Source organism: Phytoactinopolyspora limicola (assembly GCF_011320225.1).
Lineage (GTDB): Bacteria > Actinomycetota > Actinomycetes > Jiangellales > Jiangellaceae > Phytoactinopolyspora > Phytoactinopolyspora limicola.
The window spans coordinates 387,523-413,455 of record NZ_JAAOEN010000002.1 but is presented as its reverse complement, the minus strand read 5'-3'; the positions used below and the strand labels follow the sequence as shown (position 1 = coordinate 413,455).

24 protein-coding genes, 1 tRNA gene and 1 pseudogene are annotated in these 25,933 nt (G+C 66.2%); 15 read left to right on the top strand and 11 right to left on the bottom strand.

The annotated features are described in order from the left end of the window. Positions 1-11 precede the first annotated feature (11 nt). The gene (locus tag G8760_RS07585; protein WP_166349210.1) at positions 12-878 is read left to right on the top strand and encodes a uracil-DNA glycosylase; all 867 of its coding nucleotides are present in this window, start codon (positions 12-14) and stop codon (positions 876-878) included. Positions 879-920: 42 nt separating this feature from the next. Here the strand turns inward: G8760_RS07585 and G8760_RS07580 are convergent, their stop codons facing one another. From G8760_RS07580 to G8760_RS07555, 6 genes and pseudogenes are all read right to left on the bottom strand, one after another. After that, on the bottom strand, positions 921-1,388 hold the full coding sequence (locus G8760_RS07580; protein ID WP_166349207.1) for a hypothetical protein: 468 nt from the start codon (positions 1,386-1,388) through the stop codon (positions 921-923). After that, positions 1,388-2,764, bottom strand: a complete 1,377-nt coding sequence (locus G8760_RS07575; protein ID WP_166349204.1) for an alpha/beta hydrolase — start codon at positions 2,762-2,764, stop codon at positions 1,388-1,390. Before G8760_RS07575 ends, G8760_RS07580 begins: the two co-directional genes overlap by 1 nt. Further along, the gene (locus tag G8760_RS07570; protein ID WP_166349201.1) at positions 2,761-3,084 is read right to left on the bottom strand and encodes a hypothetical protein; all 324 of its coding nucleotides are present in this window, start codon (positions 3,082-3,084) and stop codon (positions 2,761-2,763) included. Before G8760_RS07570 ends, G8760_RS07575 begins: the two co-directional genes overlap by 4 nt. A 241-nt stretch (positions 3,085-3,325) precedes the next feature. Next, positions 3,326-4,111: a glucose 1-dehydrogenase gene (locus G8760_RS30770; RefSeq protein WP_166350002.1), complete on the bottom strand. Its 786-nt coding sequence runs from the start codon at positions 4,109-4,111 to the stop codon at positions 3,326-3,328. Positions 4,112-4,360: 249 nt separating this feature from the next. Then, positions 4,361-5,557 (bottom strand): annotated as a pseudogene (locus tag G8760_RS30765) (MFS transporter); the annotation flags it as partial. Between the two features lie 57 nt (positions 5,558-5,614). After that, complete coding sequence (locus G8760_RS07555; protein WP_166349198.1) at positions 5,615-6,196, bottom strand: TetR/AcrR family transcriptional regulator; 582 nt, start codon at positions 6,194-6,196, stop codon at positions 5,615-5,617. A gap of 650 nt (positions 6,197-6,846) precedes the next feature. Here G8760_RS07555 and G8760_RS07550 point away from each other — a divergent pair. From G8760_RS07550 to G8760_RS07495, 12 genes are all read left to right on the top strand, one after another. After that, positions 6,847-7,737, top strand: a complete 891-nt coding sequence (locus G8760_RS07550) for a MetQ/NlpA family ABC transporter substrate-binding protein (protein ID WP_166349195.1) — start codon at positions 6,847-6,849, stop codon at positions 7,735-7,737. Continuing rightward, complete coding sequence (locus tag G8760_RS07545) at positions 7,734-8,831, top strand: methionine ABC transporter ATP-binding protein (RefSeq protein ID WP_166349192.1); 1,098 nt, start codon at positions 7,734-7,736, stop codon at positions 8,829-8,831. The genes G8760_RS07550 and G8760_RS07545 overlap by 4 nt, the downstream gene beginning before the upstream one ends. Continuing rightward, positions 8,828-9,490 (top strand): methionine ABC transporter permease, encoded by a 663-nt coding sequence (locus tag G8760_RS07540; protein WP_166349189.1) that lies wholly within the window; start codon positions 8,828-8,830, stop codon positions 9,488-9,490. Before G8760_RS07545 ends, G8760_RS07540 begins: the two co-directional genes overlap by 4 nt. 105 nt (positions 9,491-9,595) lie before the next feature. Continuing rightward, positions 9,596-10,531, top strand: coding sequence for an LLM class flavin-dependent oxidoreductase (locus G8760_RS07535; protein WP_166349186.1), 936 nt, complete (start codon positions 9,596-9,598; stop codon positions 10,529-10,531). Between the two features lie 200 nt (positions 10,532-10,731). Continuing rightward, the gene (locus tag G8760_RS07530; protein ID WP_246222468.1) at positions 10,732-12,060 is read left to right on the top strand and encodes an NAD(P)/FAD-dependent oxidoreductase; all 1,329 of its coding nucleotides are present in this window, start codon (positions 10,732-10,734) and stop codon (positions 12,058-12,060) included. 98 nt (positions 12,061-12,158) lie between these two features. After that, positions 12,159-13,451 carry an SAM-dependent methyltransferase gene (locus tag G8760_RS07525; RefSeq protein ID WP_166349180.1) on the top strand — a complete coding sequence of 431 codons (1,293 nt, stop codon included), beginning with the start codon at positions 12,159-12,161 and terminating at the stop codon, positions 13,449-13,451. Positions 13,452-13,513: 62 nt separating this feature from the next. Next, entirely contained in the window at positions 13,514-14,032 is a 519-nt protein-coding gene (locus G8760_RS07520; protein ID WP_166349177.1) for a glycine cleavage system transcriptional repressor, read from the top strand. Further along, positions 14,029-14,574, top strand: coding sequence for a peptide deformylase (locus G8760_RS07515; RefSeq protein WP_207782117.1), 546 nt, complete (start codon positions 14,029-14,031; stop codon positions 14,572-14,574). The genes G8760_RS07520 and G8760_RS07515 overlap by 4 nt, the downstream gene beginning before the upstream one ends. 153 nt (positions 14,575-14,727) lie before the next feature. Continuing rightward, positions 14,728-14,801: transfer RNA gene (locus G8760_RS07510), tRNA-Leu, on the top strand. A 464-nt stretch (positions 14,802-15,265) separates the two neighbouring features. Continuing rightward, positions 15,266-15,466 carry a cold-shock protein gene (locus G8760_RS07505; protein ID WP_166349174.1) on the top strand — a complete coding sequence of 67 codons (201 nt, stop codon included), beginning with the start codon at positions 15,266-15,268 and terminating at the stop codon, positions 15,464-15,466. Between the two features lie 178 nt (positions 15,467-15,644). Next, entirely contained in the window at positions 15,645-16,592 is a 948-nt protein-coding gene (locus G8760_RS07500; RefSeq protein WP_207782116.1) for an alpha/beta hydrolase, read from the top strand. A 105-nt stretch (positions 16,593-16,697) separates the two neighbouring features. Next, a complete protein-coding gene (locus tag G8760_RS07495; protein ID WP_166349168.1) occupies positions 16,698-17,450 on the top strand; it encodes a metallophosphoesterase family protein in 753 nt (250 codons plus the stop codon). Here the strand turns inward: G8760_RS07495 and G8760_RS07490 are convergent. Together G8760_RS07490 and G8760_RS07485 are read right to left on the bottom strand one after the other, a co-directional pair. Next, positions 17,447-18,166, bottom strand: coding sequence for a type 1 glutamine amidotransferase (locus tag G8760_RS07490; RefSeq protein ID WP_166349998.1), 720 nt, complete (start codon positions 18,164-18,166; stop codon positions 17,447-17,449). The genes G8760_RS07495 and G8760_RS07490 overlap by 4 nt on opposite strands. 57 nt (positions 18,167-18,223) lie before the next feature. After that, positions 18,224-20,014 (bottom strand): DUF3352 domain-containing protein, encoded by a 1,791-nt coding sequence (locus G8760_RS07485; RefSeq protein WP_166349165.1) that lies wholly within the window; start codon positions 20,012-20,014, stop codon positions 18,224-18,226. Positions 20,015-20,396: 382 nt separating this feature from the next. Between G8760_RS07485 and G8760_RS07480 the strand changes: the two genes are divergently transcribed. Then, positions 20,397-21,203 (top strand): Bax inhibitor-1/YccA family protein, encoded by an 807-nt coding sequence (locus G8760_RS07480; RefSeq protein WP_166349162.1) that lies wholly within the window; start codon positions 20,397-20,399, stop codon positions 21,201-21,203. Between the two features lie 485 nt (positions 21,204-21,688). Here the strand turns inward: G8760_RS07480 and G8760_RS07475 are convergent, their stop codons facing one another. The 3 genes from G8760_RS07475 to G8760_RS07465 all read right to left on the bottom strand — a co-directional run bounded on the left by G8760_RS07475 (position 21,689) and on the right by G8760_RS07465 (position 24,383). Then, positions 21,689-21,919: a DUF4287 domain-containing protein gene (locus G8760_RS07475; protein ID WP_166349159.1), complete on the bottom strand. Its 231-nt coding sequence runs from the start codon at positions 21,917-21,919 to the stop codon at positions 21,689-21,691. A gap of 108 nt (positions 21,920-22,027) precedes the next feature. Then, on the bottom strand, positions 22,028-23,248 hold the full coding sequence (locus tag G8760_RS07470) for an acetyl-CoA C-acetyltransferase (protein ID WP_166349156.1): 1,221 nt from the start codon (positions 23,246-23,248) through the stop codon (positions 22,028-22,030). Positions 23,249-23,366: 118 nt separating this feature from the next. Further along, complete coding sequence (locus tag G8760_RS07465; RefSeq protein WP_166349153.1) at positions 23,367-24,383, bottom strand: SGNH/GDSL hydrolase family protein; 1,017 nt, start codon at positions 24,381-24,383, stop codon at positions 23,367-23,369. An 87-nt stretch (positions 24,384-24,470) separates the two neighbouring features. On the opposite strand from G8760_RS07465, the gene G8760_RS07460 reads away from it, so the two are divergent. Next, entirely contained in the window at positions 24,471-25,835 is a 1,365-nt protein-coding gene (locus tag G8760_RS07460; RefSeq protein WP_166349150.1) for a cystathionine beta-synthase, read from the top strand. Positions 25,836-25,933: the final 98 nt, after the last annotated feature.

Here is a 25,933-nt window from a genome sequence, read left to right as displayed (position 1 = left end):
CGGTGGGGGACGTGGAGCTACCTCATCCGGTCACCGGTGTGCTGTTCCCCAGCCCCGTGCCGCCCGGCACCGGCTGGCCCGACGATCTCACCGTCGACGAGACGCCGGTGGCCACCTCCGCCGTCGACGTCGTAGAACTGGCCGCCGACGCCTCACTCGACGACGTGACGGCGCGATCATCGGTGTGCCGGGCGTGCTCGCGGCTCGTGGAATGGCGCGAAGACGTCGCGACGGCGAAACGCCACTCGTTCGCTGACCAGCCGTATTGGGGCCGGCCCACACCCGGATGGGGTGATCCGGCGCCACGTGTACTCGTCATCGGCCTGGCCCCAGCCGCCAACGGCGGGAACCGCACCGGCCGCATCTTCACCGGCGACCGCAGCGGCGATTGGCTGTTCGCCGCGATGCACAGAGTAGGGCTGGCCAACCAGCCAACCTCCCAGCACGCGGGCGACGGGCTGCGGTTGGCTGGCGTCCGGATCGTGGCGACGGTGCGCTGTGCACCACCGGCCAACAAGCCGACACCGGCGGAACGCGACGCATGTGCGCCGTGGCTGAACCGTGAAGTGGCACTGGTGTTGCCGACCGTCCGCGCGGTCGTGGCACTGGGGTCGTTCGCCTGGAATGCGGCGCTCGCCGTCCTCGGCCGCGTCGGTCTGGAGATCCCGCGACCGCGGCCGAAGTTCGGCCACGGAGCCGAAGTGTCGCTGCCCCGCGGCCCCGGCGATTCAGCGGGTTCGATCAGCTCGGCATCCGACGTATCGTCGCCGTCGATCGTCCTGATTGGCTCGTATCACCCCAGCCAGCAGAACACATTCACGGGCAAGCTGACCGAGCAGATGCTCGACGACGTTCTGACCCGCGCGGCCACGCTCTGACGCGGCGAATTGTTGTGGACGGGTTCCGCACGTCGCGTGGTGTCACCGTTGGTCCGGCGACTCGGCGGTCCACACGCATGGGGACTGTGCGACGAGCCTGAGCATTCCGTTGGTGCTCTCCTGGACGCTGATCGAGAAGCCTTCGTGCTGGGCTTCAAGAAAACGCGCGTTGGGTTCTTCGCGGATGTCGTGTTTGATTTCGTAGTTTTGGGTGGTCCAGTAGTGGTGGAGGGTGTTGAAGATGTCTTGGTTGTCTTCGGTGGGGATGTCTCGGAGCCAGTAGTCGCGTTCGACGCGGAACTGGCCCGTGGCTTGGTCGTAGCGGTCGACACATGGGATGTCTAGTGGTCGCAATGGCTCGAGGCGTGGTGGCGGATGGAGTTGTGTGGCGGCGTCGTGGATGTGGTGTTCGACCTGTGCAATAGCTTCTTCCTCGGTCATCGCTGGCTCGCTTCCTCCGCATGCCGCTATCAGGGCGATGAGTATTGCCGCCGTGGCACGTCGTTTCATCAATTCACCTCGTCGTGCCAGCCGATGATGATGTAAGCCAGGTTCCGTCGTGCTAGCTGGCTCTCCCAATAGTCGGAATGTCCGGCGAGTGGGTTGGAATTGTCGCTTCGGAAGTGGGTAGCCCCGAAGCCGCCGCCAGTAGGCTGCGGACCCAAGATGTTCCGTGGTGTCGCCTTGATCAGGTCCCATTTTGCCCGGGTCGCGAAGACCCGATCGGGATCGATGCCGAGATCGGAGACGTGGCCGACACCGACACCAGGGCTTGCAATGAAGACCAGGTTGTCTACGTGGATGTCACCCTCCCGTGCCGCACGACCAATAACGGTGCTGCCGTAGCTGTGCCCCAACAGCGTGTTGTGTGACCGGCCCTTGAGATGGGTTGTGCGGAGCGCTTCTTGGAAGTTCCGGACGTTGTCGGAAGCCTTGTCCGCCAGCGACGGGCTAGGGGCTTCGGCGAAGACGTCCTGAGGTGCGTCATAGCCAAGCCACATGATGAGGGATGTTGTGCTCTCCGGGGCGAAACGGTCGGCGGCCTCCAACATCCGATCCGTCCGGCGGATATCGGTGGCGAGGCCGTCGCTGAGTCTGCTGCCGGTGCCGGGGATGTACGTGGCGACGTTGTCTGCCTCATCCGGGTTTCCGATTGACACGACAGCTCGGCCGAGCCCGTCGGTGCTGATGTCAATGAGGTACGCCCTGGGCCGACCGGGCTGATCGTCCAGGCGTTCGATGATCACGTCGAGGCCGCCGAGGCGTTCCTTGAGGTGTTCACCCTCGTCGAGGTAAAAGGGGAGCGGATTCGGCTCGTCGGGGTAGAAGTCGATCGGCGCCCCCGCCTCGAGTTCGGCTAAGCGTTCACTCATCCGGGTGTACTCCTGCATGATCACGCGCCGGTTGGCTTGGTCTCGCGCAGCGATCGGAACGCCATTCAGGGAACCAACCGTATCCGGGTAATAGCTGATCGCGTACGCCCGTTCCGTGTCGGTCAGCCCTTCCCACCAGGTGTGCACGTCGCCTGGTGTTCGCCCGTCCTGGTGATGGATTTCGTGTGTGACGTGGTGGTCTCCGTCGAGCAGATCGCCGGGGAATCGGACGATGCTGTCCGCCCCGGCCAGCCCGCGGCCTTCATAGTCGGCAAGGAGGACTTCGGCGCGGTTGTGCCGCTCCCACAGTTCCTCCACGACGGTGGTCAGTTCGCGGTAGCCGTTGGAGAGTTTGGTCAGGTTGGCGGTGTCGACCCCGAAGAACTCGAAGTCTCGACGTAGGCCGGGGAGTGTGCGGTCCATGAGCCCGGCCGACTGCTCGAGATCTTCAATGACGCCGCGCAGGCCGGTGACGTCGATCGAGGAATAACTGTCCGCTCGGCCGGAACTCATCTGATCGACAGCTCCACCTGCAAGGCGATGGCAACGTGCTCGGGCACCAGGTCATCCAGCTCACGCAGCCGATGTTCGACGTCGGCGGCGAGCGACTCCGCTGCCGTGCGAATGTCGTCGGCCAACGGTTTGAGGACGTCGTCGTGATACCGACGGGCGGCCGAGCCGGTCCAGGTGGCGCCGGTGTCTAGTTCGGTGATCGGCGATTCAACGTCGCCAAGCTCGTCGTTGAAGGTTGACGCCCTGGTCAGTACCCGTTCTAGCGCGGTCTTCAACGGATTTGGGACCATGATGGACGCTTCGGTTTCGGATGTTCCCACCCCAGGTACTCCCGCCTGCTCGTACATGTCCGCCGCGGGAACCGGTAGGCAGCGCGGAGGACTCCCCTCGGGGAGAAAGTACCGGATTGACCATTGGTCAGTACAGACTCGAACGTGAAGTTATGCATCAGTCACGCGGCCAGTCGGCGCCGGTCACCAGCCGTCGGCAGACTCAGCCGAGATGACCACCCGTCGGGCGGTGGCCGGTTTGCCGCCCGACGGGTGGTGTGACAGAACGACGTTATGCGGTGGCGCCACCGTCGATGACGAGGTCGTGGCCTACGGTGAATCCGGACTCGGCAGAGGCCAGCCACATCACCGCCGAGGCGATCTCGTCCACGTCGCCCACCCGCCCGATCGGAACAAGATCCTTGAACCGTGCTGCTCGATCGGTGGGGGTCTCACCCGGCAATAGGGACATGGGGGCGTCGACGGGGCCGGGGCTCACCACATTGATGCGGATGCCGTCGCGGATGTGCTCGAGGGCGGCGGTCCTGCTCAGCGCACCAACCGCTGCTTTCGACGCGGCGTAGGCGGCCATCCCAGGGAGGCGGGAGTGGGCGCCGATGTTGGAGCCGATGTTGACGATGGCACCGCCGCCCTGTTTCCGCATGGCGATGATCTGGTGCTTCATCGCCCGGAAGACACCGGTCACGTTGACGTCGAAGATGCTGGCCCAGTCGTCGTCGGACATCTCCGCCACCGGCCCGGGGACGAGCACGCCGGCGTTGTTGACCGCGACGTCGAGCCGGCCGAAATGGTCCAGAACCTTCTCGACGAGTTCCGCGGGGCCGTCGGTGGTGGTGACGTCACAGGTGATGGCGATGGCCTGACCGCCGTCCTCGTCGACGACGAGGCGCGTGGTCTCCTCTAGTGCGTCCTGGCGGCGGCCGGACACAACGACGGTGCCGCCTTCCCGCGCGAACGCTCGGGCAACGCCGCGGCCGATGCCGGATCCACCGCCGGTGACGAGGACGACGCGGCCGTCGAACCGTCCGGCGCTGCTCCCTGGGGTGTTTTCGTGCACCCGGCTCCGCGTCGGCGAGTTGGTGGTTCCCACTGGTTTCTCCTTCTTCGGGGGTTGGGTTCTTGTTCCTGCGTTGTTGCCGAATGTGAGCCACGCGGCGATGGCGATGACGGCGAAGGCCGCCGCGGTGGCGGTTAGTGCACCGGCATAGCCGGCTGTGGTCGCGGAGGTGATGTCTTCGCCGGCGCGGACGAGGGCGTCGGTTCGCGATGCGGCTAGCGACAGCAACAATGCGAAGCCGACCGTGGGGCCAACCTCTAGTGCGGTGTTGGTCAGCCCGCCGGCTACCCCGCTGTGTTCGGGCGGCACGTCGCGCAGCGCGGCGACGGTGGCGCCGGCGAAAGCCAGGCCGGAACCAATCGGGAAGATGATCAATCCGGCGAGGATTGGCCCGACGTATGGCGTGGAGACGTCGATCTGGCTGAGCACCGCCATCGCCGCCGCCGCCAGCACCGCACCAGCCGTGGTCAGGCCGCGTACACCGAACCGGTTGGCCAAACCCGGGCTGATCGGCCCCATGGCGATGACGAGCAGGAGGGGAAGGAAAGCGACGCTGGTAGCAATAGTGCTGCGCCCTTGGATCTGTTGAAAGTAGAGGCTGAGTAGGAACGTGCTGGTGGCGCTGGCGGCAGCGGTGACCCAGATGACGAGGAGTGCGACGCCGCGGGTCCGGTTGGTGAGCAGGCGCAGCGGTAACAACGGGTCGGTTGAGTGGACCTGGCGGACGAGGAAGGCGGCGAGCAGCACTGCGCCCACTCCGATGAGAAGCAGCGTCGATTCGAGGACGCCGTGGCTGAGTGTCACCAGCCCAACCGTGACGAGCGCGCCGTCGACAGCCCCCAGTTTGCGCTTCGTGACGCTGGGCTCCGGTGTTGCGTTCGGGAGGGTGCGGACTCCGACGATGACCACAACGGCGACGGCCGCGGGTACAACGAACGTCCACCGCCACGACATCGCCGAGGTGATGAGGCCGGAACCTATGGTGCCGGCCACTGCCCCGGTGACCGAGAGTGTCCCCCACACGGCCAAGGCCCGCGCGCGTCGTTCGTCGGTTGGATACAGCCGGATCAGCAGGGCCACAGCGGCCGGCGCAGCGAGTGCGGCACCGATGCCCTGGGCGAACCTGGCGCCGAGGAGGACGAGTAGCCCGGGGGCGAACGCGCCGATCAGTGATGCGGCTCCAAACGCCGCCATCCCGGCGACGAACATCCGTTGTGCTCCGAGGCGATCGGCGAGCCGGCCCCCCACCAGCAGCAAGCCGCCGAACGACAGCCCGTAGGCGGCGTTGAGCAGTGCCAGGTGCTCGTGGCTCAAGTCGAGCTCGGCCTGGATCTCGGGGAGGGGAACGGTGATGAGGGTAACGGCCGCGATCAGCCCAACTTGTGCGCTGCCGAGGATGACGAACGGCCAGCCAATTCTTGACTGAACGTTCCAATTAGCGGCCATGGAGTGATCCTCTGCTGCGAAGAGTGTGTGATGGTGGCTGGCGCGGGCTCTAGGTGATCAGCGCAGCACGGTCAGCGCCTGTTCGGCAGCGTCGCGATGCCACGTCGGCGGCATGACACCTTTGCTGGTGACTCGGACGCCTTGGAGGAAGACCACGAGGAACCGGGCCAGCGCGCGTGGGTCGGCGTCGGCGTCGATCTCGGCCTGCGCCTTGGCGCGGACGAGTGCCGAGGTGATGGCGGTTTCGAGCGTGGTCCAGGAGGCTTCGACGAAGCGGGCTACTTGCTCGTCCCCGGGCAGCATCTCGGCTGCGGCATTGACCACCATACAGCCGCGCCGGCGGCTGTTTCCGGCGGATTCTTCGGCGTAGAGATGGACCAGGCGACGGATGGCCGGAACCGCCGGGCCGGGCTGGGATAGAAGTTCGATCGGGTGTGGATCCCTGCTATCCAGGTAGTGGTCAAGGGCCTTCAAGTAGAGATCGTGTTTGCTGCCGAAGGTGGCGTACAGGCTGGCCCGGCCGATGCCCAGGTGTTCGACGAGTTCGGCCATGGAGGTCGCCTCATAGCCGCGTTCCCAGAACAGTTCGAGTGCGCGGTGGAGGGCGGCGTCGGGGTCGAACTCTTTGGTGCGGGCCATGGGGTAACTCTAGAGTTATTGGAATGATTGGTCAAGAATAGGCTTCGGGTGGCCGCGGTGCAGCCTCCCCCTGCCCCGTGATCGTTGCCGGATTCCTGCCCTCCTGCCCGGTGATCGTCGCCGGTTTCGTGTCGCCATAGCGACGCAATCTTGACTTCGATCACCCGAGGTTGGGGCGGAAATCCGGCAACGATCACGGGGCAAGGGGGAGTGTGTTCGTGGCCCGCTCGGCTATCAATGTGGCGCCGGTCACTGATCAATCTCGACATGTGGACTTAATGTGACCAATATGTGAGAAATTCTGGTGGTCGATTTTGCGCCCACTGGTCTAGGCCTGACCATGGTGGTTATGTCCCGCGAATTCGCCTACACACACCGGACCATGCTTGCCGCGCATCGTCGTGGCATGTCCATGTGTGTGATGAGCATGCGCGGCTGTTGCGCCTGACGACGTTCGTCGCCGGCCAGTCGCGCTCGAGCTCAGCTCTCGCGGAGTGACCTTCTAGGCGCGGCGGTATGCCCGGCTAGACCGTCCCGGTTCGCCGGACGTCGTGCCCGTCGGCCTTCCGTCATTCCGATTCCCCTCTTCCCCGCACCGGTGCCAGGACACCCCTGGGCGCCGGTCGTTCCCCTGTGAAAGGACAACCCTGATGATCGGAAAGAACGCGACGCTCGTCGGTGTGCTCGCAGCTGGCGCCCTCGTCCTGGCGGCCTGCGGCGGCGACGACAACGGCACGGTCGCCTCGGGTACGGACGGCGACGCCATCAAGATCGGCGTGGTGGGTGCCAGCGACGACTACTGGAAGGTCTTCACCGACCTCGCCGAGTCCGAAGGCATCGAGGTAGAGCTGATCAACTTCACCGACTACCCACAGCCAAACCCAGCTCTCTCCCAGGGCCAGCTGGACCTCAACCAGTTCCAGCACCTGCAGTACCTGGCCGCTTACAACGTCGCCAACAACGACGACCTCACTCCCATCGGCGCCACGGCGATCTACCCGCTGGCTCTGTACTCGAAGGAACACGACTCGGTCGACGACATCCCCGAAGGCGGCGAGGTCGCCATCCCCAACGACGAGACGAACCAGGCGCGGGCGCTGCTCGTTCTGCAGGACGCTGGGTTGATCACCTTGGAAGACGGCGGGAACTCGACGTCGCTGCCGTCGGACATCGTCGAGGACGAGTCCAGAGTGTCGGTCACGCCGGTATCCGCTGAGCAGACCGCCGTCGCGCTGAACAGTGTCGACGCGTCGATCATCAACAACGACTTCGTCACCGATGCCGGCCTGGACCCGTCGGACGCGCTCTATCAAGACCAGGCGGACAGCCCCGGCGCCCGCCCCTACATCAACGTCTGGGCAGCACGTGCGCAGGATCGGGATAACGAGACGTTCCAGCGGCTCGTCGAGCTGTATCACACGGCGGACGTGTTGGCTGCGTCGTCGGCGTCGTCCGGCGGCTCGGCGGTCTTCGTCGACAACCCAGCCGACGAGCTGCGGGAGATCCTCGGCGAAATCGAAGGCGACCTCACCAACCCATGATCAGTTTCCGCGACGTGACCAAGGTCTTCGGCAGCGGCACCGGCGCGGTGTGTGCCGTCGACTCCGTGACGCTCGACATCCAGCGTGGCGAGATCTTCAGCGTGATCGGCTACTCCGGGGCCGGCAAGAGCACCCTGGTGCGGCTGGTCAACGCGCTCGAGACGGTCACGTCCGGGCAGGTCGTCGTCGATGGTCAAGACATCACCGCCCTCGGTGAGTCCGAGCTGAGGCAGGTGCGGGCCGGCATCGGGATGGTGTTCCAGCAGTTCAACCTGATGAAGTCGCGCACCGTCGCCAGCAACGTGGCGTATCCCCTGAAGGTTGCCCGCTGGTCCAAGGAGCGACGCAAGGAACGTGTCGCCGAGCTGCTGGAGTTCGTGGGTTTGGCGGACAAGGCGCGAGCGTATCCGAGTCAGCTGTCCGGTGGGCAGAAGCAGCGAGTGGGGATCGCCCGGGCGTTGGCCACCCAACCGGCGATCCTCCTCGCCGACGAGGCCACCAGCGCACTCGACCCGGACACCACCCAGGACGTCTTGGCGCTGCTGAAACGGGTCAATCAGGAGCTCGGAGTGACCATCGTCGTCATCACCCATGAGATGGACGTGGTCCGCTCGATCGCCGACCGGGTGGCCGTCATGGAGGCGGGGCGGGTGATCGAACACGGTCCCGTCTACGACGTGTTCGCCGCTCCACGCGAACGGGCCACCCAACGGTTCATCTCGACGACGCTGCGCGACCGGCCCAGCCCGGACGCACTGGAGCGGCTGCGGCACCGACACCCCGGCCGGATGATCACGGTTGCGGTGCGGGAAAACGATGGTCGGGGTGTGGATGTGACGGCGGCGCTGCGCGAGCACGGCGTCGCCGGCAGCATCGTGTTCGGTGGTATCACCGAGATCGACGAGCGGCCGTTCGGCAGTCTGACCATCGAGGTCGACGGCGACCAAGCCGCCGTCGACGCTCTCATCGCGGATCTGCGCCGAAGCACCGACGTGCAGGACCTTGGTACCCGCGAGCAGCCGCTGGGGGACGACCCGTTGGCCTCGGCACACGTCGGGGCGGCGCGGGACGTCGGGGCCGGGGGTGGGCCGTGAACCGCGATTGGTCGACCCTGACACCGATCCTGCTGGAGTCGATCCGCGAGACGCTGTACATGGTCTCGCTGACCCTGCTGGTCGGTGGCTTCCTCGGATTGGTGTTGGGGGTGTTGTTGTATGCGACGCGGAAGGGGAACCTCCTCGAGAACGCGTTCGTGTTCGCGATCCTCAACGTCGCGGTCAACATCGTCCGGCCCATTCCGTTCATCATCTTCATCACCGCGGTGGGGCCGTTGACGCTGGCCACGATTGGGACGACGATCGGCAACGATGCGGTGATCTTCGCGATGTCGATCATGGCCACGTTCGTCACCGCACGGATCGTCGAACAGAACCTGGTAGCGACCGATCCCGGGGTGATCGAGGCGGCCCGGGCCATGGGGGCGTCGCGGTTTCGGATCATCCTGACCGTGCTCATCCCGGAGGCGCTGGCGCCGCTGATCCTCGGGTACACCTTCCTGCTGATCGGCATCATCGACATGTCGGCGTTGGCGGGCTACGTCGGCGGCGGTGGGCTCGGTGACTTCGCCATCGTCTACGGCTACCAGCGGTTCAACTGGCAGGTGACGTTCGTCACGGTACTCGTGATCATCGTGATCGTTCAGCTGGCGCAGATGCTCGGAAACTGGCTGGCGCGCAAGGCTCTGCACCGCTGACCGGCCGCCGACGGACGTCTGGGTGAGCGCCGCTTGACGTGAACCTTGGTTCATGTTCGAGAGTCGATCCTGAACCTGATCCGCAGTGTCGACGGGAGAACACCCATGGCTGGCCCGCACATTGGCATCGCACTCACCACCATCGCCGAACCCGGCGACGACGTATCGTCGCTCGACGACATACCTGCCCGAGCCCGTGACGTCGAGGATGCCGGACTCGACGCGATCTGGGTGCCGGACGTCGTGACCGGAGACAAACGTCCGGCCCTCGAGGTGATGACGGTGCTCGCGGCCGCCGCGGGTGCGACGAGCCGGATCGGGCTGGGGACCTGCATCCTCGCGCTGCCGTTGCGGCAACTCGCGTGGACCGCTACCCAGATCCAGACGGTGCAGTACATCTCCGGCAACCGCCTAGTGCTAGGTGTGGGAATCGGCGGCTTCAACGGGGAACCATTCTGGCGCGCCGTGCATGCACCGACGAAGCGCCGGGGTGCGTGGCTGGATGCCGCCCTCGATACGCTGCCGCGGCTAGTGGCTGGCGACGAGGTGGACCCCGACGGTGGTGGTGTGCCCATCGCGCTGCAGCCGGCCGCACCCATGCCGCCGTTGCGGGTGGCCGGCAACGCCGATGCCGCGTTGGTGCGGGCGGCCCGGCACGGTGGTTGGTTCGGCGGGGGTGCCGGCAGCGGAGGTGCGGAGACGTTACGGCCAGAGCTTGACCGCCTTCGGCACATCACCGCTGAGCTCGGGGTGCCGATGCCGCGGGTCACCGTCGCGCCGGAGGTGACCATCGGCGTTGGTCCCGCGGCACGGAAGGCGCGTGACGAGCGGGCGGCGGGGTTGGTGGCGGACGGCTTCATGACGGCCGACGAGGCCGCGCGGATCCCGACCGCGGAGAGTGTTGCGCAGGTAGTCGATGCCTTGGGTGCGTATCTCGACGTCGGGGTCGACGAGATCGTCACCGGGGTGGCCGGTGTGGGCGACGATTGGCGCCGTGGCGTGGAGTTCCTCGTCGATGCCCGCGATCAGCTCCGCCAATAGTCGTTACCCGCCGGCCCGTCAGCTTTTGTGCGACGTGTCCGGTCTGACACGCCGCGGAGAAACCAGCTTGTGAATGTGTTCACAAGCTGGTTAAGGTGGTCATGCATCGGGAAAAAACGACGGTGCACCGGGAGAATAGAGCCCGGGACGGTGACAACGACGCGCCGGACCAGTCTCGCGACGAGAGGCGAGGGTTGAGCGTGAACGAGAAACGCGGCAGAGTCCCAAACATCCTGATCGTGGGCGGCGGTTACGTCGGCATGTACACAGCGCTTGGCTTGCGGCGCCGGCTCCGCCGAGGGCAAGCACAGGTGACCGTGGTCGACCCCCGTTCCTACATGACCTACCAACCGTTCCTGCCGGAGGCGTCGGCCGGAGCACTCGAACCTCGGCACGTGGTTGTCCCGCTGCGCCGGGTACTCCGCGGCTGCCGGGTGATCACCGGGCGGGTGACATCGATCGCGCACGAGGCGAAGACGGTGCGGATCGAGCCGGAGGAAGGCGCGTCGTACGAGCTGTCGTACGACATCCTCGTCGTGGCCCTCGGGTCCATCGCGCGCACTCTGCCCATCCCCGGCCTCGCCGACGTCGGTATCGGGTTCAAGCAGGTCGAAGAGGCCATCGCGTTGCGTAACCACGTGCTGGACCGGCTCGACATCGCGGCATCCACCACTGATGAGGCCGCTCGGCGACGGGCGCTGACCTTTGTGTTCGTGGGGGGTGGTTTCGCGGGTGCCGAAGCCCTGGGCGAGTTGGAGAATCTGACGCAGTACGCGGTCCGGAAGTACTACCCGGAGATCTCGCAGCGAGACCTGCGCTGGGTGCTCGTGGATGCCGCGGACCGTATCCTGCCCGAGGTCGGCGACGAAATGGGTGTCTACACCGTCGAGGAACTCAGCAAGCGCGGCATCGAGGTACGGCTCAAGACGTTCCTCGAGTCCTGCGTGGATGGTCACGTCGTGCTGTCGAAAGGTAAGCCGTTCGACGCCGACACCATCGTCTGGACCGCGGGTGTCAAGGCCAACCCGGTTTTGGCCGATAGCGACCTCCCACTCGACGAACGGGGCCGGGTCAGCTGCGCCGCCACCATGCGGGTGGTGGGGCACGACGACGCCTGGGCGGCTGGCGACAACGCCGCGGTCCCCGATCTCACCGCCGCCGACCCCGGCGAGGTCTGCGCTCCCAACGCCCAGCACGCGGTACGGCAGGCGAAGCTGCTGGCCAAGAACATCGTCGCCGCGCTCAACGGTCAGCAGCCCAAGGAATACCGTCACAAGTACGTCGGATCCGTCGCCAGCTTGGGGCTCTACCGCGGTGTGGCACACGTCTACGGCGTCAAGGTCAAGGGTTTCCCCGCCTGGTTCATGCACCGCACCTATCACATGAGCAAGATGCCGACGTTCAACCGAAAGATGCGGGTGCTCGTCGACTGGACCATGGCGTGGTTCTTCCGTCGCGAGGTGGTATCCCTCGGCCGCATGCGGGTGCCACGTGAGGAGTTCCGGCGAGCAGCCACCCCGAAGACGTAGGCCCGCGGCAGCACGGGAGTCATGCTGGCATACAGGGTGGTCCACCAGCGTTGAGGTTGTCGACGGTGGACCACCCAGAAGGAGAGGACGGAAGGACGATGTCTGGCACAGGGGCGGCGCCGCGGATCGCCGGCCTGGTCGAGCGGGTGCTCGGACGGGAACTGCCGGTACAGCTGCGCACGTGGGATGGAACTCACGCTGGGCCCCGCAACGGCCCGGTACTAGTGGTGCGGTCTCGGCGAGCGCTGCGCCGGGTGTTGTGGCAGCCGGACGAACTCGGACTCGCCCGCGCCTGGGTCGCGGGCGAGATCGACGTCGATGGCGACCTGGAAGGTGTGTTGGTCCGGCTGGATGGTGTCTTGGACGACCTGGACTCGCGGCCGCGGCTTTCGGCTGCCGATCGCGCCGAGGCGCTGCGTTCGGCGGTTCTGCTCGGCGCTGTCGGGCCGCCGCCGAAACCGCCCGCCATCGAGGTGGAGCTGGCCGGCGACCGCCACTCCCGGCGTCGCGATCGAGCCGCCATCAGCCATCACTACGACGTCGGCAACGACTTCTACGAGCTGGTCCTGGGCCCGTCCCTGACCTACTCGTGTGCCTACTGGGCGCGGCCGGATCAGCCGGAGGCCACCCTCGAGGACGCCCAGTGGGACAAACACGAATTGATCTGCCGCAAGCTGGGCCTGGAGCCGGGGATGCGGTTGCTCGACATCGGCTGCGGCTGGGGCTCACTCGTCCTGCACGCCGCCCGCGAGCACGGTGTCGACGTCGTCGGGGTGACGTTGTCGGCTGCGCAGGCGGAGCTCGCCCAGCGTCGGATCGCCGACGCCGGACTGGGGCGGCTGGCCGAGGTCCGGGTTCAGGACTGGCGCGACATCGACGACGGACCGTACGACGCCGTCGCGAGTGTCGGTATGGCCGAACATCTGGGTTCACGCACCTGGCCGCACTATGCCGAACGGCTGCATGATCTGCTGAAGCCCGGAGGTCGCCTGCTCAACCATCAGATCGTGCGAGCGCGGCAGCGCCCGGCGACGACCCCCGATCAACGGCGGGGCAGGACGTTCATCGACGCGTACGTGTTCCCCGATGGGGAGCTGATCCCGGTGGGCGACGTGGTGCGCCACCTGGAGTCGGGCGGCCTTGAGGTGCGTGACGTGCATGGGCTCCGGGAACACTACGCGCGTACGCTGCGGGCGTGGGTGGCCAACCTGGAAGCCAACTGGGAACGTGCTGTGGCCCTCGCCGGGGCCGGCCGGGCCCGAGTGTGGCGGCTGTACATGACAGGGTCGGCGTTGTCTTTCGACGCGGGCCGGATCGGCGTCCATCAGGTGTTGGCCGTGCGGCCGGACAAACATGGCTACGCCGGGATGCCGATGGTGCGGGTGAGCTGACCCGCACGCCACCCAGCGCACCCCGATCGGTGTGATCGTCCTGCGGCGTGTTCAATAGGTATGTGAGTCTCATCGCCATTACCGTCATCGGGCACGACCGTCCCGGAATCATCGCCGAGGCCACGGGTGCGCTGGCCGAACTCGGCGTGAACATCGAAGACTCCACTATGACCCGGTTACGGGGTCATTTCGCGATGATGCTGGTCTGCGCGGGCGACGTCTCGGCCGCTGCGGCTGAGAAAGCACTGGCCGGCCTCACGGCGGACGGAACGTTGCAGGTCACGGCCCGCGAGGTGGCCACCGAGGAGCTGGCCACACCGGCCGGGCGCCCGTATGTGCTCACCGTCCACGGGGGAGACCGCCCCGGCATCGTGTCAGCGGTGACCAGCGCGGTAGCCGCCGACGGAGGTAACATCACCGACCTCACCACTCGGCTGACCGGTCAGCTCTACCTGGTGGTCGCCGAGGTCGACGTTCCTGCCAGCGCTGATGAGGCCGATCTGACCAGTCGGCTCGACGAGGTAGCCCGGGAGTTGGGGGTCGACGTGACCTTCCGCCCGCAGGAGGCCGACGTCCTGTGAACGTGCGTGACTGGTCAGAACATGAGCTCGGCGTCGAGGGGCGGATCCGGCCGGTGGTGCGGGCGCCGGACCCGGTGTTGTCGGCGCCGTCGGAGAAGGTCGATCCCGCCGACCCCGCTGTGCTCCAGCTCGCTGCCGACCTCGTCGCCACGATGCGGGTATCACCCGGGTGTGTAGGTCTGGCGGCGTGCCAGGTGGGTGTCGGCTGGCATATTTTCTGCGTCGACGTCACGGATCACCCCAAGGCTCGGACTACCCACGGCACCTTCGTCCTGTGCAACGCCCGGGTGGTCGAGGCCACCCGGAAGGAGAAAGGCCGTGAAGGCTGCATGTCGGTTCCCGACCTCACCGGCGACGTCAAGCGGGCCAGCCGGCTGACCGTGGCTGGCCAGTTGCCCGGTACTGGCGCCGAGGTCGTCGTCGAGACCGATGCTTTCGAGGCACGAGCCCTTCAGCATGAGATCGACCACTGCGACGGCTTCCTGTTCGTCGACCGGGTCGCGGGCGCCCATGCCGTGTATCCGCGCAAGACCTACTTATGACCCCTCCCATGATCATGAACACTTTGCCGTGTTATAACACGGCAAAGTGTTCATGATCATGGGAGGGAAGGCGCGTGGAGCGGTGTGACGCCCGTTCGCCGAACAAGGACAAATCGCCCTGATCGTCGTAGTGGCGTACAGTTCCATCGGAATGCCCCCGTAGCCCAATCGGCAGAGGCGCCGGACTTAAAATCCGTCCAGTGTGGGTTCGAGTCCCACCGGGGGCACCGCGATCCGTGGTGTATCTGATGATTGCTGCAAACTGGCTCTTCGGATTTCAGCGAGGGTGCTGGTGCGCTGAACGCTCGCTGGAAGCCGGCATCTGGGCCGCGCGAGCGAGCACTCACCGCACCAGGCCTGGGGAAACTGATCGCCCAGCAGCCGCAGAAGATCGGTGAGCTCGACGCCCAAAAGCGGGTCGGATAGCCGGGTGAATGTGGCCGAGCGGGCGCCCCGATGGCGCCATTTGACGTGGACACCCCTGGTGAGATGTGATACTTACGGGTGGGAATGGATCTGAACGCGACCGCGTCTCAGATTACGGTCGTAGTTTTGTGTGTTCGTGTCACCCACACGCTCGCCAAGAACGACGTTGCGGGCGCTGCTCGTTTCAGGAACCTGGAGCGGTCGCGTCTAGACCGACCTTGGATCACACGGTGTGATCCAGTATCCGGCCCTGTGAGGAGCAGACATGGCCCAGGGAACAGTTAAGTGGTTCAACGCCGAGAAGGGTTTCGGCTTCATTGCCCGGGACGACGGACCGGACGTGTTCGTTCACTACTCCGAAATCGCCGGCGACGGCTTTCGGAGTCTCGACGAGAACCAGCAGGTGGAGTTCGAGGTGACCCAGGGTGCCAAGGGCCCCCAGGCCACCGGAGTCCGTCCGATCTGATCGAGGGGACACCGTCCACCTCGGCAGATAGCACAAAAGAACCAGCTTGATGGGCCGGCACCCGTGTGGTGTCGGCCCATCGTGCTGTCCCGCGCGTCCCACCCCATGATCATGAACATTTCGCCGTACTATCACCCGGAGAAGTGTTCATGATCATGGGGGAGGGGTGGGGATGGGTGTGACGACCACAGACGTACTGGGCGAGGGTTATACCGCTCAAACGTTGCCGCTGCGCCCGGACGGCGAAGGTGAGGTTGTCGCCACCCTGGTCAGGCGCGTCACCGACGCGCCGCCCGGCCGTGCGGTCCTCTACGTCCACGGGTTCGTCGACTACTTCTTCCAGACCCACCTCGCCGACGCATGGGCCGACCACGGCTACCACTTCTACGCTCTTGACCTGCGTAAGTACGGCCGCTCGTTGCTGCCACATCAAACCCCCAACTACTGCACCGACCTGCGTGAGTACTTCGAGGAACTCGACGCCGCGGCGCACATCCTGCGCGAGGAACATGGGCATGACACCGTCGTGGTGATGGGGCACTCGACCGGTGGGCTGATCACCAGCCTGTGGGCGCATGAACGGCGCCACGACGGCATCGTCGATGCGCTGGTGCTCAACAGCCCATGGTTCGATCTCAACGCATCGTGGTTGAGCCGGGTAGTCCTCACCCAGGTGATCGACGTCCTAGGCCAGTTCCGGCCGCGTCGGCAGGTCGGCTCCATCGCGCCGCACTACGGGCGCAGCATCCACCAGGACGCCGACGGAGTGTGGGACTACAACCTGCAGTGGAAACCACACGAGGGTTTTCCGGTCCTCGCCGGTTGGATTAGAGCCGTCCGCCGCGGGCAAGCGCGGCTTGCCCAAGGTTTAGACATCACCTGCCCGATCCTGGTCTGCTGCTCCGACCGGAGTGGAGACAACAAGCGGTGGACCCCCGAGATCACGGAGACCGACTGTGTGCTCGACGTCGAACACATCGCCGCTCGCGCCGTCCGCCTCGGCCCAACCGTGACGATCACTCGTATCCGCGGCGGCATCCACGACCTGGCGTTGTCGGCCGACGCCGCTCGGGAGCAGTATCTCGACACTGTCTTCCGATGGCTTCGGACCGGATCGTCAGAGTGAGCAGCTGTCAACTGCCGGACGCCGCCGCGGTTTGTTGGCGGGGTGGGCGACAGCTCTCGGTGAACGGCGGTTGCTGGAATCGCGGGGACCGGCAAGGATGGGCAGGTGCTATCGAGCGTCGCGGTGTTGTCCGACATCCACGGTGTGCTGCCGTTTCTGCGAGCTGTTCTAGCCGAGCCGGATGTCCAGGCGGCGGAGCGGATCGTGCTGACTGGAGATATCGCCGCTGGACCGCAACCGGTGGAGACGCTCGACCTATTGATGTCACTCGGCGACGGGGTTACCTGGGTGCGGGGAAACGCTGACCGTGAACTGGTCGACGTCGCACGTGGGCAGGAGTCTCCCTACGTTGTCTCACAATGGGCCGGGCAGCAGTTGCGCGCTGAGCATGTGGCGCTTCTGGATGGGCTGCCACATCCGGTGACCCTCGACGTGGCTGGGTTCGGCCCGGTGCTGTTCTGTCACGGAAGCCCCCGCCGAGACGACGAATTCGTGCTGGTGGACAGCTCGCTGACGCGATGGGCGGACGTGTTGGATGGTGTCGACTCGCAGGTCCGCACAGTGGTCTGCGGGCATACCCATATGCCGTTCCAGCGGCTGGTCGATCAGCGGTTGGTCGTCAACCCGGGCAGCGTCGGGATGCCCTACGGTAGGCCGGGTCCGCACTGGGCGCTCTTGGCCGGTGGAACGGTGCAGTTACGACACACCGTCGTCGATCTCGATACGGCCGCCGACGACGTCGTAGCGGGCAGTGGTTTCCCCGGGTGCCGGGAATGGGCGGATGACTACGTGCGCGACGCGGCGTCCGACGTCGAGGCGTTGACGGCCTTCGGGCCATTGGACGGCCGTTCCGCCTAACCGCCGGCGACGACGCGAGCGAAGCGGCCGGCCACCTGCTGCCAGACCTGGGTGGCAACCGGGTCGTCGGCGACGGCCTGCCGGTGTACCTTGTCTCGGTCGAAGCCCTGTTCACTTAGATCGGCGGCATCCCATTGGAGGATCCGGTCCGGGCCCACCTCAGGATGGAACTGAACACCCCACGCGGACGCACCAACCCGGAACGCCTGATAGGGGCAGCGGTCGGTGGCGGCGAGCCAGGTGGCCTGGGCCGGCAGCGCGGTGATGGCGTCCCGGTGGTGCTCAATGGCGGGCACTACCGTTGGCAGTCCGGTGAACAGGGGGTCATCTGCCGCTTCCGGACGCAGCCGAATCGGGGTGCTGCCATGCTCCGGTGCGCCGGCGTCGGCCTGTACCGACCCGCCGCTGACGAGCGCCAACATCTGCGCACCCAGGCAGACCCCGAACAGCGGACGGCCGTAGTCCAACGCCTGATTCACCAGCGAACGTGTTGGCCGCAGCCACGGCGCGGAGGTGTCGTCGTCGGGCATGTAGCCGCCGCCCAGCACCACCAGCGCGTCATGGTACAGCTCGTCCGGGATCTCGGCCCCCTCGAAGGCGCGCACGACGTCGAGCCGGAGCCCGGCGGCCTGCCACCACTCTTCCAGCCGCCGTGGCCCACCCTGTGCGGTGTGCTGTATGACCAGTGCTGATGCGGCTACGTCCTGGTTGGTCAGTCCACTCACGTCGCGCTCACGCTGGACCGCACCAGCAGGACCACCGCACGGCCGGCATCACTTGACCGTGATCCGCAGTGTGCTCTCGGCGAAGCCGTCCCGCATCCGGGTCGAATAACCGATGGCATCGATCAACTCGATCGACTGCACCAGGTCCGGGTCGGCACCCTGCGCGACGATGACGGGCACCAGTGCCTCGACGATGACGTCGGCGTTCAGGTAGAACACGGAGTCTGCTTGGCCGGCGTCGCGGACCGCCCGCGTGTAGCTTTCGCTTTCGCCGAGAGTGCCACCCTCGGTCAGCGCAGCCGAGTACCCGGGGCTGGAGGCGATGACGTAGCCGTCGTCGGTGCGAGTCAGGGGAACCTCGTCCAGCGGAACTTCGGCCCATTCGGCGGCGACCTGCAGCCGGTCCCACATCTCGGTGAACGCCTCCGGGTCGGTGACGACCTGGAGACCGATGTCGAGCGACGAGAAATCGTCGTACTCGAACAGTGCACGGAGATCGAGTCGCTCCCCGTCAATGGCGATCACGAAGTTGTCGCCCACTGCCGTGGCGAGGTCGGCGGGCAACTCCAGGCCCATCGCGGTAGCCATACCCTGCAGCATCGCCATCTCCTGAGGGGACGTCTCGCGCACCAGATCCCAGTGGTCGTTCAGGTAGGTGTTCATGTTGCTGAACCCGAACAGCAGAGCCGTCGTGTCTGGAACGTTGGCGCTGACCCCGTTGCCGCCGACTTCTTGGTACAGGTCTCCGGTGATGACCGACGCCACCTCGGCGTAGTCGTTGCTGAACCGGAAGGTGACCGCGAAGCTGCGGAAGTTGTCCTCGACCAGTTCCAGAATCTCGTCCGGATCGACGGTGTCGGAGTACCCGTTGTAAAGATCGTCGCCGTATTCGTCGTCGCCGTACTCGTCATCGAACATCCCGCCGCCCATGGCACCGGACATCGTTGGCTCGAACGCCTCGAACATGGCGATGCCGGAGATCCATGCCGACGCGACACCGGGGTCGCCCAGCTCGTTCATTGCCCGGGTGAACTCGTCGTTGTCGCCGAGCGCCGACTCACGGGCCGCAGCGGCGCTCTGCTCGGCGATCTCCTGCGTCTCGGCGACGATCATGTAGCCGTCGAGGTGGGTAAAGCCGGGCCCATGGTCACCAGCCGGATTGGCGCACTCGTTGATCGCCTGCATCGCCTCGTCCGCGGCGGCGTCGTCGCTCACCTGGAAGGCAAGGATGCCGTCAGGGTCGGCGTACGGCTCCGCGGGTGGCAACACCGCGATGCCCATCCGGTCGCCGAGCCACGGCTCGATGTCGCCCTCGAAGCTGATGGTGCAACCGGTGTCGGTGTTGAACTGCTCGATCATCCACTCGCGCAGATCGATGTCCTCGCTCAAACCGCTGGTGTCGAGGCCCGGGAACTGGCCAAGGAAGCGCATCGCGTTGATCTTCTGCGTTGCTGACGGGTCGAGGTCGAGGCGCGCGTAGCCGATGGCGTCGCCGGGGAGGACGTCGTGCGGCTGGGTGCCACTGCCGTCGAGCGCCCGCCAGGCGAACACCGCACTCGGCACCACGACGAGCAAAGCCGCGACCAGGGCGCCAACCAGGATGCCGCGCCGGCGCGGGCGTGAAGATCCAGTGGCCGGAGGTCCGGGTGGCGATGGTGGCGGAGGAGGTGGCGCGGCAGGTGCACCAGTGGATCCGGCGGCTGGCACCTCGGAGGCAGGAGGCGGCGGAGGCGCTGCCGGGTCGGCTCCCGGCGGAGTGCCAGGATCAGGCGGTGGTGGCGTTGGCTCGGTGGAACCGGGCTGCTGCGCTCCCGCCTCAGGCGGATCCAACTTCGACATCCGTGCCCCTCATGCTCGACCTGCTCGACACGTGGGAGGTGGTCCGAGCAGTTGATGGTGTGTCTGAGGTGCCTCGTCGCCGTGGCTGTCGATTCGAAAGCGCCTCGTCGAGGAGCTAGTCAGGGGGGTAGCTCTGCTTCGGCCGTCTCCCCCCGGACAAGGCCGCTACGCGAACGACAGGCCCGGTCAAGGACCTCAAGTGTCGCGGACTGGACCGCGACACCTGCATTCGACACTAGCCGAATTCGCCTGTCAACGTGTGAACCGGATCTCGGGCGGAGCTGCCGGGTCGATCATCGGTGGTCCTCGCTGTGGGAAACAAAGCCGTGATCTGTACAGTAGAAGCGGACACATGATCTGCCCTTGGGGCGTTGGAGGAGCGATGCAGAGTAGTAACCCGGTCTTCGGGCGGTCCGCCGCGTTCAGCGGGCGCCCGGGTGTTCGTGACGTGCCGGCGCCCAGCGCCGAGAAGCTCGAAGCGATGTATTCCGCCCCGTCGGCCACGCCGACGCAAACCGGCCGGATGACCTATGACGACGTCGTCATGCGCACCGGCGCCACGCTCGGTGTGGTGCTGATCGGTGCGGTGATCGGCTGGAACGTCCCCGGCCTGTTCTACATCGGCTTGATCGGCGGGTTGATCCTCGGTCTGGTCAACGCGTTCAAGCGGGAGCCCAGCCCGCCGCTGATTCTGGCCTATGCGCTGCTCATGGGCACTTTCCTCGGTGCCATCAGTGGCATGCTGGAGGGGGCTCAGATCTCCGCCGGCGGCTCGACGCTCGACGGCATCGTCGCGCAAGCGGTGATCGGCACGTTGGGTGTCTTCGCGGTGGCGCTGTTCCTGTACCGCAGCGGTCGGGTGCGGGTCACGCCCAAGTTCCAGCGTGGCGCCATGATCGCTATGGGCGGCTATCTGGTCTTCGTGATCGCCAACTTGTTCTTCCAGATCTTCGGCTCGTCCGACAGTGCGTTCGGGTTCCGGACCGGCATCGTCGGGATCGCGATCGGCCTGTTCGCCGTCACGCTGGCGGCCGTTTTCCTGATCCTCGACTTCGACTTCATCGAGAAGGGTGTCAAGGAAGGTATTCCCGCCAAGTATGCCTGGACGGCGGCGTTCGGCCTGACGGTCACCCTGGTCTGGCTGTACATCGAGATGCTGCGGTTGCTCGCCATTCTCAGAGGAGAGTGACTCGCCGCGGAGGCGGTCAATAATTGAGGGCGGTGTCGGGTCGGTGACCTGACACCGCCCTCAGTATGTGTATGACCGCACACGCTCGTGAACACATAACCGGCCCCTCGCAATTGGGAGTGTGGTGGTGAGCCTCGCTCCCAGGTAGGGGTCTGGCGGCCGGGGTCGTGCGAGGCGACCGATAGACATCGCGAGTGCGGCGACCCCCTGCTCGCGTGGGTTCTTAGTGACCACTGATGTCGTGAGACCGACTGTGCACGGCGTCCTGAGACTTCATCCGCCAGTTATCCGTACGCCGCAAGCTAGGAAAGAGGGTTAGCGGACACATTTTGGCCGCAAGCCCAAGAAGAGCCACATAACCGTCCGGCACAAGACTCGTCGGGCCGCGGCACTCGCAGGGAAGCCCGGGTTAACGTGACCGCGCGGATGATGGAGCGCAGGCACACGTGCCGACGGGGCGCCGGGCCTGCCGCAATGTGAACTGGCTACTGGAACGAGCGTGCGGCGCGGCGTAGGTCGTGCTCGTGCACGATCGCGGTGGCGTGGCCGTGGGCGAGCCCATGCTCGGCGCGTAGCCACCTGACCCGATCGTCGAAGCGGGAGAACGCAGGCCCGGCTTCGAGCGCTTTGAACCACTCTCGAAGTTCTCGCCCGGTGCAACTAGGCACACGGGCGAGTAGATTGCGATGGGTTTCCTCGGAGTGGTTCAGGCTCATGGCGGCCTCCGTTTGCTCGTGAGGGCTCCGTAATACGACTCTGCCTGACGTCGGAGGTCAATACAAGGGCTATGAGTTGATCCTTTCTGGTGCCCATGATCATGAACGCTAGAGACGTTCGAGCACGACGGCCATGCCTTGGCCACCGCCGACACACATCGTCTCCAAGCCGATGGTGCCGTCGGTTTCCTGCAGGCCGTGTAGCAGGGTGGTCATGATGCGAGCCCCAGTGGACCCGAACGGGTGGCCCAACGCGATGGCACCGCCGTGGACGTTGAGCTTCTCGTACGGAATCTCGAGCTCGCGTGCGCTCGGCACGACCTGGGCGGCGAAAGCCTCGTTGATCTCCACCAGATCGACGTCGTCGATGTTCATCCCCGTTCGGTTCAAGACCCGACGAGAGGCCTCCACCGGCCCAAGCCCCATGATCTCGGGCGACAGAGCCGACGTCGCGGTGGCGACGATCCTGGCCAACGGGGTGATGCCCAACTCACGCGCACGCACATCGGACATGATGACGACGGCTGCGGCGCCGTCGTTGAGTGGCGTGCAGTTTCCCGCCGTCACGGTGCCATCGGCGCGGAACACCGGCTCCAGGGCGCTGAGCTTCTCCAGGGTGGTGCCGGCGCGGGGGCTGTCGTCGGCGTCGATGATCCGGCCGTCGGGCAACTCCACAGGGGTGATCTCGCGAGCGAAGAACCCGCTCTTGACGGCGTCCTCGGCCCGATTCTGCGACAGCAGGGCGAACTCGTCCTGATCCGCCCGGGAGACACCGCTGAGGGTGGCGACGTGTTCGGCGGTTTGGCCCATCTGGATGTAGATGTCAGGCAGTTCGCCGTTGTCGCGGGGATTACGCCAGGGTGCATTGGTGCGGGTGTAATCGGCCGTGCGTTCCTGCGCGGCTGCGAAGCCAGGATGGTGTGTTTCGACCGGGTCGACACCTGCGCCGCCGAAGCCGCTGTACCGGGAGACGCACTCCACCCCGGCCGAGACGAATACGTCGCCGTCGCCGGCGCGGATCGCGTTGGCGGCCATCCTGGCCGTCTGCACCGACGACGCGCAGAAGCGGTTGATCGTGGCGGCCGGGACGGTGTCGAGGCCCAACAGGACGGCGATCCGGCGGGCGATGTTGCCGCCGTGTTCGTCGCGGGGTTCGGCGCAGCCGACGTAGATGTCGTCGATGGTGGTGGGATCGAGTTCGGGAACCGAGTCCAGGGCGGATTTGATGATGGTGGCCGCGAGGTCGTCCGGGCGGACGTCGACGAGTGACCCCTTGGAGGCTCGGCCGATCGGGGAGCGGGCAGTGGCCACGATCACGGCGTCCGGCATGATGCCTCCTTGGTGCTGATCCAGAACTAGTGCGGCGCGGCACACTAGCGGCGATCAGGCCATGTTACCCGCTAGTAACGTCGGTCGGGTAGCACCCCGGAAGTCGGCGGCCGGGTCATCATCGCGGGCTGGGATATGGCGTTTCCGGTTCATCCTCGATGTGCGCCGCTGTGGTGTGGTCGCGCAGACGCACCCAGCGGCCGTGTGGGCCGGTCTCGGCACCGTCCACCGTTGTTGCTGCTACCTCGGTCCCGCCGTGATCCGCGGCCTCGGCTGCCGCGACCGAGATTGGCACCACGGCATGTTGGTCGGCGTCCAGGGTGTGATCCTCGTCCGTCCACAGGCCGAGCGCACTGGCGAGCGACGGAAGGATGGCGGCCGCGGCATGTGCGTAGCCGGCCGACGACGGATGGAACTGGTCGGCGCTGAACAGCTCCGCGGGTGACGCCGCGAACTCCGGGCCGAGGAGCGATCCTAACGAGACGCTCCGCCCACCGGCGTCGACCACGGCAAACGTCTGGGCGGCGGCGAGTTGCCGGCTCCACCGGCGGGCCAGCCAGCGCAGCGGCGGCCGGATGGGTCGGATGGTGCCGAGGTCCGGGCAGGTGCCCACCACCACTTCGCAGCCAGCAGCACGCAGAGCGCGTACTGCGTCGATGAGGCTACGCACCGCGGTAGCGGGAGGAACCTGGTGAGTGACGTCGTTGCCGCCCACGATGATGAGGGCGACGTCGGGCATGGCGACGAGCGCCTGATCGACCTGGCCTTCGAGGTCGGCGCTGCGCGCACCGCCCTGAGCTACCGACGTCAGCCGGACCGGCCGCTCCGCGATCTCGGCGAGCCCGGCAGCCAACAGCCCGCCAGGTGTCTCCTCCGGGGTGTCCACGCCGTAGCCGGCCGCGCAGGAGTCACCGAGTACGGCGAAGGAAATGGGTCGGCCGTGGAACGAGCCGTACTCGCCGTTGGGATCCGGTGGGTCGCTGATCGGCACCCCGCTAATGGCCTTGCGAGCGACCCGCGCCTGGAGCCGGAGGAATCCGTACAGAGATGCGCTCAGAACGCTGATACCGCCGCCTCCGTAGGCGGCGGCAGTAGCGATTCGACGTGCGATTCGTGCGTTGAGCAGGCCCACCATGGCCCCAATCTAACGCGCTCGCGGGCCGGTTGACACGGGGCCGCGTACGCCGCCGGAATAGCCCCGGCCTGCATTAGAGTCGGCTTCGTGGACTACTACGAGAACGTCATCGATCTCATCGGGAAGACGCCGCTCGTCCGGCTCGGCCCCATGGCTGCTCACGCCCCCGCTATGGTGCTGGCCAAGGTCGAATACTTCAACCCGGGCGGTTCGGTCAAAGACCGGATCGCGGTGCGTATGGTGGACGATGCCGAGGCAGCCGGCTTGATCGGGCCCGGTGGCACCATCGTCGAACCCACCAGCGGCAACACCGGCGTGGGGTTGGCTCTGGTGGCGCAGCGGCGCGGTTATCGGTGCATTTTCGTCTGCCCGGACAAGGTCAGCGAAGACAAACGCAACGTTCTCAAGGCGTATGGTGCCGAGGTCGTGGTGTGTCCAACGGCGGTGGCGCCCGAGGATCCCGACTCTTACTACTCGGTCTCCAACCGGCTCGTCGAAGAGATCGAGGGAGCGTGGAAACCGAACCAGTATGCCAACCCGGCCAATCCGCGTTCGCATTACGAGACCACCGGGCCGGAGCTGTGGGAGCAGACCGAGGGGCGAATCACCCATTTCGTCGCCGGCATCGGCACCGGCGGCACCATCAGCGGCACTGGGCGTTACCTCAAGGAGGTCTCCGACGGCCGGGTCCGGGTTGTGGGCGTCGACCCCGAGGGTTCGGTGTACTCCGGCGGCAGCGGGCGCCCCTATCTGGTGGAAGGGGTCGGGGAAGACTTCTGGCCGGACACCTACGACCGTGACATCTGCGACGAGATCGTCGCGGTCTCCGACCTGGAATCCTTCGAGTCCACTCGACGGCTGGCCAGGGAAGAAGGGTTGCTCGTCGGAGGGTCGTGTGGGATGGCCGTGGTCGGCGCGTTGCGGGTGGCCGAGCAGGCCGGACCCGACGACGTCGTGGTTGTCCTCCTGCCGGACGGCGGCCGAGGTTACCTTTCCAAGATCTTCGACGACAGCTGGATGATGTCCTACGGGTTCATGCCACCGGCCGAAGGTGCCACGGTCGGCGACGTCATCCGCCTGAAGTCGGGTGACATGCCGGCGCTGGTACACACTCACCCGAACGAGAGTGTCGCCGACGCCGTGGCCATCATGCGGGAGTACGCGGTGTCGCAGATGCCGGTAGTGCAGGCCGAGCCGCCGGTCATGGCCGCGGAGGTGGTCGGCGCCGTCGTCGAGCGCGACCTCATGGAGGCGCTGTTCTCCGGCACCGCCGCGCTGAGCGACCCGGTGGACAAACACATGTCCAAACCGCTCCAGGTGCTGGGCGCGGGCGAGCCGGTGTCCACGGCGTTCGAGCAGTTGAGGTCGGTTGACGCGGTGATGGTCATCGAGGATGGCAAACCGGCGGGTGTGATCACCCGGGCCGACCTCCTTGGCCATCTGGCCGGCTGACCTGGCAGCCGAAGCCTCCACGGGGGAGATCGTCGTCGGGGTCACCGTTTCCGCGACCCGAACCGAGATCTCACCCGTGAAGCTATCCGCCGGAGTTG